Here is a 12,700-nt window from a genome sequence, read left to right as displayed (position 1 = left end):
TAATTTCTTCTGCCATTTGGATATTATAAACATTACTAATCATATTTATAATACTTACCCTTTTGAACAAAACTGAGATCGTAAGAAATTTTATAAATCTAATAAAAAACACTAAACCTTTGCAATTTTAAGCATAGTTAGATAAATTTTATTCTATATTCTTACTTTATTTCAAACAGGTATTTTCATGTCAGGTGAAAAGAAACGCCCATTGGATGATTATTGTGCAAGTATACCATCTATACAAGAAATAGATCATAAGGGTGAGTATGGTGCAGAGCCTCCTTTATATAATGTACCATTAGGTACTGATATGGTCGATGAGCTATTAGAATATCCTGTCGAGTTATGTAGTATAAATAACTTTGTATACGATAAATTATGGACAAAGCCAGCGTATGATCTGTTACTAGATAAGGTTCAGAAACTAAATAAAGATTGGCAAGAAAAAACTATAGATACTATAGATCATCAAGATACTGACTTTACTAATTTAAATGCTCAAGACTGTGCAATAGTATCTAATAAATATACAGGTGCTAATTTTGCAAACGCTAAATTTACTAAGACAAAAATACATGGTGGTAAGTTTAAGAATTGTCAATTTGAAAATAACTCTTTTACTAATGCTGAAATAGGACAGGCAAAGTTTGATAACTGTACTTTTACAAATGTAGAATTTGGTGGGACAGATATAAAAGAGGTAGAGTTCAAGAACTGTACTTTTAGTAAGTGTAGCTTTCTTGGTACACAACTCCATACAAGTGATTTCTACGACTGTAATATTCTTGAATGTATCTTTAATTCTGAAATGTGGTACAAAGGTAATATATCCAATACAAAGATTTCAAAGAGTGAATTTAATAAAAGCCAGTTTAGTGGAATTTTAATTGATTCTGTTACATTAGTTGATAGTTCACTTCTTAAAGCAACATTCTTTGCTAGTCAGATACAGAATAGTGATTTTAGTAATAATGCTTGGTTAAAGGTTGGCTTTGCTAGTGGTAATAGCATCTATAAATCTACTCTTTATAATGAAAATATCCAACAATGTAACTTTAGTGATAGTGAGTGGATGGCTAATGAAGTACAAAACTCTCAGATATTAAGAAATGATTTCTCTGCTGTTGAGATGCATGATAGTGATTTTGTGGGTCTTGAAGGAGCTGGAGATAATTTTGCTACTGGAGTACTTGCGAACTGTAAGTTTATGGATTGTGATTTTGCACAGGCTAATTTTACAGCTACTGACTTTATAGTTAATAGTTCTATCCAAAATTGTATTTTAGAAAAATTAATCTATGCTTATGCTATGTTACCAAAGGACTTTGATGAGAACCAACTTAAAAAGACTTCTCAAGCACAGATAAAGCCATTAGACGACAAAGATGTTAAATTTGGCTATCCAAGTACTAAAGCAGAGATAAATACACCAAAAACCACAGTAGCAGGTGTATCAAATGGTTATAGATATTATGGTACTATGTCATTATCAGGAGATATGACAGTTACAGATACACAAAGTCCAATATCAAATGTAACTTTAGAGCAAAAGAAAGTATCTATAGAAAACTCAGTATCAGAAGAGATTAAAAAATGGATACATAATGACTATGGTAAAGCCCCTAAAGATCAGAAAGAAGATAATGCTGCTATTGTTGATGTGGTTACTAATTTTGATCTTAAGAATAACAAAATTTCTTTATCTTGGAAATTTGGAGAGTATACTCTATCCGAGATAAGTTTTGAGTTAATTGCTATAGGAAAATATATAGTTAGAGGATCTCTTACTAAGAATAATGATGATGTTGCTATAGATAAAAGATACATATCATCAAGTTCATTAACTATAGATATTCTTTTAACCTTCATGAAAGATGGAAATGAGGCTGAAGCCAAACAAGAGAGTTTTTTACATGAATTGGCGGTTGGACTAAAATATACACTTTCAATAACAGGAACAGTAATCAGCTTTATTCCACACCCAATAGCTAAAGGTATTGGGTTAGGAATGAAGGGTACTGCATGGACTATGAGTAAGGCGGGAGTGTAACTATGAAAAAGTTATATTTAGCTCAATCTTTTACTATTCTATTTCTTTTGTTTGCTTTACTTAAAGGAACATATTCGCAAATAATGTATTTCTCAGAAATTATTCCTTTTTCTTTATTAGATTTATTTATTTATTTATTCATTCTTATATCTTTATACTTTTCTTTTAAAAGAAAAGTATATTCATCAATAATTATATGTATATATTCATTATTTACTTTAATTAAAATAGGAAATATTTCAGATATCCCTGTTACAATATTTAATTCTATTTCTAATGCTAATTTCCAACTTGCTGCTGTATTACTATTTTTATGCATAACTTTAGTATTGAGTATTGTTATATTTATATTATGGTTATTAAAATTTAGTTCTAATAATAATGCTAAATGAAGATTAAATATACCCTTTCAATCACAGGAACTGTTATTAGTTTTATACCTCATCCCATAGCTAGAGGAGTTGGGTTAGGTTTAAAAGTAGGGTCAAGATTAATTCCAGAATGATAGAGGGTACTTAATGAAAAAAATATTTTATTTACAGTGTGTAAGCCTTAGTTTTCTTCTGTTAAGTTTCATGTATGTATTTATATATAAACTTATATTCTTAATAGATCTTATACACTTCGATATTATGCAAATATTTATTATTTTAGTTTTAGTTATTAATATATTTTTATCTATTAAACAATATTTTATTTCTGTGATTATAAGTTTGGTATATTCAATATATTCCATTTATTCATTTAGTGATTTTGTAGGTTTGAAATTCTATGAAATACCAAAATATTTATTTGATTTAATAGTAGATGGATATTATCAAATATCAATATCTCAATTGCTCGCATTATTATTATTATCAGTAGTTATGATACTTATAAAACTTAGAGTTTATATTAATAAAGAATAAAATTCTTTCAATACTGGAACAGCATGGACTGATTAATATAAAATGAAAAAACTAATCCCAATATTGCTAGTAATAATAATTATTCAATCATCTTATATATGTTATAAGACACATACTAATTCAAGCATATTGCATGAGTTAGCTAAAGCAGAATGTGATAATAATTATCCAAATATGTGTAAATTTTTAGATAAAAAAGAATTTGATAAGAGAGGGTTATTAATAGTAACTAATCTTAATCATCATTGTAATATTAAGTATTATTTTTCCTGAAAAAATAACTTTTTAATTTTGTTAACAATCCTGTTGCAAAGTCAACTTTATTCATTATTATGAAAATTAAGTTAAATCCCTTTATATTGTTATTTATAACTCTCAATGATCTATTTTCAGTAAGAATACTTGTTATTAAATATTTGGTAAACATAAGAATTAGCCCCATTATAGTTGCTGTGAAAATAAAATATGTAACTATATATCCTGTATATCCTAAATTTATTGGTAATAATATAAAAAGGATAAACTCAATGACAAGTATCACTAAGTAACTTATTATTGCAATTTGATATGTAGGCGATGCTAGAGTCATGTGTTTATTAATGAGGCTCGCTGCAATTATTACAATTAAAAAAGATAATACCCCATAACCATGAAGTATTTGCTTTGAAAATAGTCCTGACTTATATGTTAATGTGATATAAATAAGAAAAGCAAATATTAAAAAAATAAAATAGAAAGCTAAGTGTATTAATTTTATAATTTTTCTATTTGTTAAATTTTGATTCATAAATAGTCCCTAAGATATTATAAGCTATCTGGTTAATGTACTATCTGAAGTATATATGAAGAGTTTCTTACAATTTCTTTATAGTTTTTTTATCAACAGAATAATTAGCTAAAAACTTTATTATAAATTGATTAGTTTGATAAATATATATTAAAGAATCTCTTTTCCAGTGATTGTTTAGTAAATCTAAGATTCATATAAAGAAAAGCCTATAAAAAATAGTGATTATAGATACAAATGGAAGAGTTAAAGAAAGAGTAATAAGGCACGAAATATAAAATATAAAAATAGAAGAATATGACAAACAGTTTAAAGCATCAGGACTTAGTAAACTAAAATAAGCAAGATTTAATATACTAAACACTCCTAAGATTATTGAAATACCAAGCACAAGTAAACTACCATATTTGTTTAAATTATATTTTTTTAGCTTTTTGGTCTTTTTGCTCTTAATGTACATTAAAACTATTAACAAAATAGAAACTATTATGGATAGAGTAGTACTTAGTATACTTATTGTATTTTTATCAAAAATAATTATTTTGCTAGATTTTATAGGTATAAAAAACAGAGCTATCATTACTACAATAAAAATTAAAGCTGGTAAAATAGTTATAAGCAATATTATTTTTTCACTTAGATTTTTTTTAAAAAAACGCATAATATTTTAAACCTCTTTATAATTTATAAAAAAATAAATCTACACTAAGTCTTAATACACTATATTTAATGAACTTTAAATTTAAACATTTGTAATATTAATCTATATTACTACCCCCTCAACTCACTATTTAATTTATCAATATCTAATTTCTTCTGCCATTTGGATATAATAATTGTCCCAATAGTATTACCAATCATATTTGTAATAGCACGCCCTTCTGACATAAATCTATCTATACCCAAGATAATCACAATACCTGCAACTGGTACTACACCTAATGCACTAAGAGTACTCGCCAATATAATAAATCCACTACCTGTAACACCAGCTGCTCCTTTTGAGCTAATCACCATAATTAGTAGCATAAAAACCTGCTGACTCAAAGTAAGCTCTATACCTAATGCTTGTGCTATAAATATCGCAGCTAATGACAAATATATCGCTGTACCATCTAAATTAAAAGAATATCCAGTTGGTATCACCAGACCTACAACCGATTTATCACAACCTAAATTCTCAAGTTTCTCCATCAAATTCGGCAAGACAGTTTCTGATGATGAAGTACCTAATACGATAAGTATTTCTGTCTTGATATATCCAAGTAGTTTAAATATATTTATGCCACAATATAGCTTTAGTATTAATCCTAAAAATACTAAGATAAATATCAAACATGTAATATAAAAGCATAGCAACAACCCTAATAAACCAAGAAGTGTACCTGCTCCATACATACCTATTGTATAACCAATCGCAGCACAAGCAGCTATCGGTGAATAATGCATTATTACATGAATTATCTTAAAAAATACTTTGGATAAGCTCTGGATACCATCTAGTATTGGCTTGCCTGATTCTCCATACATCACTAGCCCAACAGCAAATAATATTGATACAAATAGTACCTGCAAAATATCACCATCTGTAAAAGCTCCTACAAATGTATGAGGGATAATATTCATAAAGAAACCTTGAATACTCTCTACATGCTCAACATTACCCATATAAGCTTTTGCAGCACTCGCATCTAGAGTAGATGGGTCAATATTAAGACCTAATCCAGGCTTTAATAAATTTGCTGTAAACATCCCAATGATTAGAGCAACTATAGTCATTGAGAAAAAATACAATAATGCCACTCCACCTATCTTACCCACTGCTTTTAAATCTTTCATTGCAGCAATACCAGATACCAAAGTGAGGAAAATAATTGGAGCTATCATCAGCTTGATTAATTTAACAAAAACATCTGCAAAAGGCTTCAAAGCTACTGCAAATTCAGGAGTCATAATTCCAAGTAAAACTCCTATAAATATACCAAGTAAAACCTGTGCATATAAATGACGAAATATTTTCATATTGATTTCAAAATTAAGAAGTCATAATTTCAATATATCTTATAAAGATATCCTAAGTAAATTGTTTTTACTAAAGTTTGCAAGTTATCATTTAAGAAATCATAATACTTCTAAGAGATAAAAATATAGGATTAGATATGATGACCAATACACAAAAAGGCGTTTTACAGGGATTATTAATTGGAATAGTTCTATCTGTTTTGATAGTTGCTATAGGATCAATATGTGATGTTTTTAATTTGGAAAAAATAGATAATAAAATTACTATAGCTTTTAATAGTTTAATAATTCCCGGGGTATTTCTTGTAATTGCCGTAGCAAGATTAGCAAAATATCGCTTCTTTAGTGATACTGATATAAATGGTAGTGGGTTAACACAAGGATCACAGCAAGCTAAGATCCTACAATCTTTAATACAAAATACTTTAGAACAATTATGCATAGCTTTTGTAGCATACACTGCTTGGTCTGCAGCCATGCCAGCTCAAAGTATGTCAACTATCATTTTCGCAGCTATCACTTTTGCTCTAGGAAGAGTATTATTCTTTGTCAATTATAGAAAAGGTGCAGGTGCCAGAGCTTTAGGATTCACTTTAACATTCTACCCTTCTGTAGTGATGATAATTACTGTCTTAGGCTTTAAACTTTATAATCTCTTACACTAAGAGATAGTATATTAGAAAATTATTACTCTGCTAAAGCCACTGCTTCTATTTCAACTCTCACATCTCTTGGTAATCTAGCTACCTCTACACATGAACGAGCTGGGAAATTACCATTAAAGAAAGAGCCATAAACTTCATCAATAAGCTTAAACTCTGTCATATCTTTGATAAAGATAGTTGCCTTGATTACTTTATCTAGACCTGAGCCAGCTGCTTCTAATACTGCTTTTAGATTCTGCATGACTTGAGTAGTTTGTTCTTTAACACACTCTCCAGACATAGTGCCATCTGCTTTTAGTGGTATTTGCCCAGAAGTATATACAAAGTTTCCTACTTTTATAGCTTGCTCGTACGAACCTATAGCTTGTGGTGCATTAGTAGTATTTATTTTAATCTTTTCCATTAGACATCCCTCGCGACTTTATAAGTTGGATCTATTTCTTCAAAAACACAGTATGGACCTGCACTTTTGAGTATTTTACGACAATCTTCACTTAGATGTTTAAGCGTAACTTTTTTACCTAAATCCAAGTATTTCTTAGTAATATCATCTATTGCCTCAGCTCCGGAAATATCCATAACTCTAGAGTTAGCAAAATCTAATATAATATTATCTGGATCATAATGTACATCAAATAAGCTCTTAAACGAAGATGTTGAACCAAAAAATAGTGGTCCAAAAAACTCATATACTTTTGTATTGTCATCTTCTCTATGAGTACGGCTATGTACTTGTGAACTTTTCCAAGCAAAAACTAAAGCTGAAATAATCACACCAGAAATAACAGCAATCGCCAAATCTGAAAATACAGTAATAACAGTAACTGCTACTAAAACCACCTTATCTGAATTTGGCATATAACGGATACGATTAACACTCTCCCACTCAAAAGTATTGATACACACCATAAACATAATACCAGCTAAAACCGCGACAGGAATATAAGATATATACCCAGATAGAGCAACTACAAAAGATATCAGTAGCAATGCTGCTGTTAATGATGATAAACGCCCACGCCCGCCATTTGTAAAGTTAATTATCGACTGACCTATCATGGTACAACCAGCCATCCCACCAAAGAAACCACAAACAATATTACCAGTACCTTGAGCGATACATTCTTGATTACCATTACCACGCTTATTATCCATTTCATCAAGCACTGATAATGTTAGCAGTGATTCAATCAAGCCAACAAGTGCAACAATCACAGCATAAGGTAATACTATAAGAAATGACTGCATAGTCAAATGAATATTAGGCAATGCAAAACTTGGAAATGCTCCAGAGATATCTGCCAAATCTCCGACATTTTTTGTTTGTAATTTGAAGAATACAACTACAGCTGTTATAACAATAATTGCTACTAGACCTGAAGGCACTTTGTCAGTAAATTTAGGTAAGAAGTAAACAATCAACATAGTTACGCCAACTAGAACATACATTGCAATTCCTTCGTCTCGGAATAATGGTATTTGTGCTAAAGCGATAACTATCGCTAAACCATTAACAAAACCATACATCGCCGGTTGTGGTACTAGTCTAATCAACTTACCTAAGCGAAGTATCCCAATTATAACTTGTATAACACCAGCCATAATCGCACATAACAATATGTACTGTAAGATATAACTACTCAACTCTCCTGAAGCTGTTAAGCTATGAAGCATCTCAGGAGATAGTGATGCTTTAACTTGAATACCTAAGCTTACTAACACAACTGCTACCGCTCCAGTTGCTCCAGAGACCATCCCAGGCTTACCACCTATAAGAGCTGTTATCAAACCTAATATAAAAGCAGTATATAAACCAACTGTAGGAGATACTCCAGCAATAAATGAAAAGCCTATAGCTTCAGGGATTAGAGCAACTGCAACTACAAAACCAGATAATACGTCTGATTTGATGTTCCTGCCAACAAAATTCTCTTTATAATTTAACAAACTTATTTCCTAATTTTTTAGATTCTAATTTTTAAGCCTTAAAGATACCATAAAAGAAATTTGTATTTAAGTAGAATTAAAGTTCATCTAAATAATCTAAATAGTATTTTTGTATTTTTTAATACATATTATCGAAACCACTATCATAAAAATCAATAGTGGGTAAATACTATTGAGGATATCAAAGAATCCTCCTCCTTTGAGAAGAATTTCTCGGACAATATTTAGATAATGAGTTAATGGTAAAATATTACCTATGACTTGTGCCCACTCTGGCATACCATCAAATGGAAACATAAACCCTGACAGCAATATCGATGGTAAGAAAAAGAAAAATGTCATTTGCATTGCTTGTAATTGTGTGTCAGCAATAGTTGAAAATGTAATACCCACCAAGAGATTTGCAATAATGAAAGGAAAAGTTGCGATAAGTAATAGTAAAATACTACCAACTATAGTTATTCCAAATATTACTTTGGCAAAGATTATAATAAGCAATAACTGAATATAGCCAACCACAATATATGGAGTAATCTTACCGAAAATAATCTCTAGAGAGGTAACAGGTGTTGCAAGCAGAGATTCCATAGTTCCATACTCTTTCTCGCGTGTGATTGTCAAAGATGTAACCATAACCATAGTCATAGTCAAAATCACTCCTGCCAATGCTAGTACGATATTATTTTGTGTTTTACTCTCTGGATTATATTTATTATGGATTACAAAATTAAAAGGCTGTGGCTGAGATATTTGTTTATTAGAAAAGTATTGACTGTATATCTCTTTGACCTTATCAACAGCTTGTAAAGCACCTGAGTTTGAAGTTGCATTTGCTCCATCTGCTATTATTAGAATATTCGGAGATTCACCACGATAAACTTGCTTAGTGAAGTTAGGCGGTATATCTATGATAAACTGTACCTTACCTTTACGCATTAGTGTTGTCGCATCATCTCTTGAGATGTCTTGATATTTGATATCAAAATAACCCGTATTATTAATTTTCTCGATTAGATAGTTTGTTTGTAGTGTCTTATCAGCATTAACTATTGCTGTACTTAAATGCTTTGGATTCATATTTATAGCAAAGCCAAATAGTATTAGCTGAATAAGTGGTATACCAATCACTAGTCCAATTGTGACTTTATCTCTAAGCATATGAATAACTTCTTTGAGAAAAATCGCATAGTATCTATTAATATCAAAATACTTCATGCAAAGTTATCCTTTTGGCTACTCATCAAATATATAAAAGCATCCTCAAGTGATGTTTCTATTGATTGCCATTCAAATTGATTATACTTTGTTTGAATGTGTGTAATATCAACATTATTTTTAACACTAAGATGTACACTACCACCAAACATTGATACTTGCTCAATTTCAGTATTATCTTGAAGCTCTAACACAAGGCTATAAACATTTTTGCCTGAAATATTGTATGTTTTGATACCACAGCTATTAATAATATCTTTTTGAGTACCACTAGATAACAGCTTTCCATAAGCTATGTATGACAACTTATTGCATCTTTCTGCTTCATCCATATAGTGAGTTGATACCAATGTTGTGATGCCTTTACTTGATAGTGTTGATATATAGTCCCAAAATTCTCTACGTGCTTTTGGATCTACTCCGGCTGTAGGTTCATCTAATAGCAATAATTTAGGATCATGAATTGTTGCCACACCCAAAGCTAATCGTTGTTTCCAACCACCTGATAATTCATAAGCTTTTTGATTCGCTCTAGCTTTACCTATTTGCAGATTATCTATTGTTTTCTCAACAGCTTCTTTAATATTTTTTAAACTATGAAGTCTCGCAAAAATCTTAAGATTCTCTCTAACTGTAAGATCGGGATAGAGTGTAAATTTCTGAGTCATGTAACCAACTTGCTGTTTGATAATACTCGCGTGAGTACCTATATCATAACCAAGACAAGTACCCTCACCTTTTGTTATTGGCAGCAAGCCACATACCATTCTTATAGAGGTTGTCTTACCTGAACCATTAGGTCCCAAAAAACCATAAATATCCCCTTGCTTAACTTGCAGAGAAATATTATCAACTACCGTTTTATCACCATAGACTTTGGTAAGGTTTTTGACATCTATTATTAGTTGATCCTCTTTGTCACTTATCATCCCAGCTCTACCTTTACAGGCTCTCCGATATGAATCTCAGAGCTATTTGCGGAGTAATCAACCTTAGCATGCACTTCAAAAGAAATCTCTGAATCAGAATTTATGCCATATAATAATGGTGGTGTATATTCAGCCTTTTGTGAGATATAACTAACCTTAGCTTCTAAACTCTTATTATTAGGTGTAATAAATTTAATAGTTTGGCCAATATGTAGGTTAGCTAAATTTTCCTTTGATAAGTAAAATACAACATATACATCTTTAGGATTAATAATAGTCATTACTGGACTATACGCCCGTACTTCTTCACCTTTGTGATAAAAAATCTGATAAACATAACCATTTTCTAGTGATTTAATATCTGCTGAACTGATTTTTTGTTGTAAATATTTAGAGTTACTATTGATAAATTTTGACATAAAGTCAACCGCATTTCGCAAATCCTCTCGAGCAGGTAAATTATTAATAATTTGCATTACCTCTAATGCTTCAACTTGATTATTTGCTTGGATATATTTACTTTGCGCCTGTTCAAATTCTTTTTGAGAAGTACTATCATCTTTTAATAACATTTGTTGGCGCTGATACTCTTTAGATGCAACGGCTAAATTTGCTTTAGCATTAGATATATCGATGGCTGTCTTTTCTATATATGGTTGTCTTTTACCTTTAGACATATTTTCTGAGACTGCCTGAGATGCACTGTACAAAAATTTATTTGAATCTAATAAAGTCTGATTTTTTGATGAATCAATCAGAAATAATAATTGCCCCTCTCTAATATACTCTCCTTGAGTTACATCTAATCTAAGAAGCCTACCACTTTCCTGTGAAGATATATATCTAACATCTGTACCAACGTAACCAGGAATTACTTTAATACTCGATCTACTAATATAATAAATAAATCCTAAGACAAAAATAACAAATATAATCGATACAATTATAATTTTTTTTCTAATCGACATCACTAATCAAAGATAAAAATCACTACGGTGATTATAAAGTAAACAACTATCATAAAAAACCATTTTTCTGATATAAAAATATTGCTATTTGATAATAAAAAAGTAATTATACTTCTGCTTTCAACCAAATCATGTAAGTCAAAATGTTCAAAAAAATTACCGCAACTGCTTTTACTTTATGTAGTGTTAGTATTGCTACTGCTGATGTTATAAATATTTATGCTCATAGAGGTCTTAGACCTATTGCTCCAGAAAACACTTTGCCCGCATATACAGAGGCTATGCGTGTTGGTGTCGATGTTATTGATATGGATATAAATATGACTAAAGACAAAGTTTTAGTTGTAACACACGATTTAACACTAAACCCAGATCTTACAAAAGATGAAAATGGTAATTGGGTAACAGAAAAAACTCCAATAAAAGATCTCACTTTAGATCAAGTCAAAAAATACACAGTTGGATATATAAAGCCTAATTCTGCTACAGCTAAGATGTATCCAGACCATATTGGCATGGACAATGTTCATATGCCAACCTTAGAAGAAGTTATCAACTATGTCAAATCTAATGTTGGCAGTAGAGTTCGTCTGCAAATCGAGATAAAAACCAACCCTTATGATCCAAATGCAAGCTGGTCAGCACAAGAAATGGCTGAAGCTTTAAATAAGGTTTTAGTTGAGACAGATATGACTGATAATGTTGAAGTACAATCTTTTGAATGGCAAGCTCTAGTAGATTTACAGAAATTAAATCCAAAAGTCAAAACTGCATATTTGACAGATCATACAACAGAACCGATGAATGCTGAACAAGCAAAACAACTTACGGATTATCAAAAATGGACAGCTCCACTTGATCCTAAAGACTATAATTACAATTATCCATTGATGGTCAAAAAATTAGGTGGTACATTCTGGGAACCTTATGAAAAAGATCTAACTAAAAAAGATGTTGAAGAAGCTCACAAACTAGGTGTCAAAGTTGTGACTTGGGGCTGGACAGAAGATGAAGGTAGTGACTTTAATTATAAAGTTATTAACAACTTAATCGACTGGAAAGTTGATGGTATCATCACTGATAGACCAGATATACTAAGAGGTGTAGAAGCAGCTAAAGGTTTAGATTTACCACCTGCCTATCCTAATATTCCTTTTCCAAAAAAATTCTAATCATTATTTAAAACATCAAAATTAAACAGTTAAT

Annotated in this window: 10 protein-coding genes; 3 read left to right on the top strand and 7 right to left on the bottom strand. The window is 30.5% G+C overall.

What is annotated here, in order from left to right; all coding sequences use genetic code 11:
* Positions 1-187: 187 nt before the first annotated feature.
* Complete coding sequence (locus FQ699_RS03340) at positions 188-2,053, top strand: pentapeptide repeat-containing protein (protein WP_146421125.1); 1,866 nt, start codon at positions 188-190, stop codon at positions 2,051-2,053.
* Between the two features lie 130 nt (positions 2,054-2,183).
* Here the strand turns inward: FQ699_RS03340 and FQ699_RS03335 are convergent, their stop codons facing one another.
* Together FQ699_RS03335 and dctA are read right to left on the bottom strand one after the other, a co-directional pair.
* A complete protein-coding gene (locus FQ699_RS03335; RefSeq protein ID WP_146421124.1) occupies positions 2,184-2,372 on the bottom strand; it encodes a hypothetical protein in 189 nt (62 codons plus the stop codon).
* A gap of 2,147 nt (positions 2,373-4,519) precedes the next feature.
* The gene (dctA, locus tag FQ699_RS03330; RefSeq protein ID WP_146421123.1) at positions 4,520-5,770 is read right to left on the bottom strand and encodes a C4-dicarboxylate transporter DctA; all 1,251 of its coding nucleotides are present in this window, start codon (positions 5,768-5,770) and stop codon (positions 4,520-4,522) included.
* Between the two features lie 137 nt (positions 5,771-5,907).
* Here dctA and FQ699_RS03325 point away from each other — a divergent pair, with 137 nt between their 5' ends.
* Complete coding sequence (locus tag FQ699_RS03325; protein ID WP_224728091.1) at positions 5,908-6,435, top strand: MAPEG family protein; 528 nt, start codon at positions 5,908-5,910, stop codon at positions 6,433-6,435.
* 22 nt (positions 6,436-6,457) lie between these two features.
* On the opposite strand, the gene FQ699_RS03320 is transcribed toward FQ699_RS03325, so the two are convergent.
* From FQ699_RS03320 to FQ699_RS03300, 5 genes are all read right to left on the bottom strand, one after another.
* On the bottom strand, positions 6,458-6,838 hold the full coding sequence (locus tag FQ699_RS03320) for a RidA family protein (protein WP_146421122.1): 381 nt from the start codon (positions 6,836-6,838) through the stop codon (positions 6,458-6,460).
* Positions 6,838-8,382, bottom strand: coding sequence for a SulP family inorganic anion transporter (locus tag FQ699_RS03315; RefSeq protein WP_146421121.1), 1,545 nt, complete (start codon positions 8,380-8,382; stop codon positions 6,838-6,840). Before FQ699_RS03315 ends, FQ699_RS03320 begins: the two co-directional genes overlap by 1 nt.
* 96 nt (positions 8,383-8,478) lie before the next feature.
* On the bottom strand, positions 8,479-9,597 hold the full coding sequence (locus FQ699_RS03310; protein ID WP_146421120.1) for an ABC transporter permease: 1,119 nt from the start codon (positions 9,595-9,597) through the stop codon (positions 8,479-8,481).
* On the bottom strand, positions 9,594-10,526 hold the full coding sequence (locus FQ699_RS03305) for an ABC transporter ATP-binding protein (RefSeq protein WP_146421119.1): 933 nt from the start codon (positions 10,524-10,526) through the stop codon (positions 9,594-9,596). The genes FQ699_RS03310 and FQ699_RS03305 overlap by 4 nt, the downstream gene beginning before the upstream one ends.
* On the bottom strand, positions 10,523-11,494 hold the full coding sequence (locus FQ699_RS03300) for an HlyD family secretion protein (RefSeq protein WP_146421118.1): 972 nt from the start codon (positions 11,492-11,494) through the stop codon (positions 10,523-10,525). The genes FQ699_RS03305 and FQ699_RS03300 overlap by 4 nt, the downstream gene beginning before the upstream one ends.
* A gap of 143 nt (positions 11,495-11,637) precedes the next feature.
* Here FQ699_RS03300 and FQ699_RS03295 point away from each other — a divergent pair, with 143 nt between their 5' ends.
* Positions 11,638-12,666 (top strand): glycerophosphodiester phosphodiesterase, encoded by a 1,029-nt coding sequence (locus tag FQ699_RS03295; RefSeq protein ID WP_146421117.1) that lies wholly within the window; start codon positions 11,638-11,640, stop codon positions 12,664-12,666.
* Positions 12,667-12,700 lie beyond the last annotated feature (34 nt).

This window comes from Francisella salimarina (assembly GCF_007923265.1).
GTDB classification, from domain to species: Bacteria; Pseudomonadota; Gammaproteobacteria; order Francisellales; family Francisellaceae; genus Francisella; species Francisella salimarina.
This window is presented reverse-complemented; position numbering and strand designations above follow the sequence as displayed.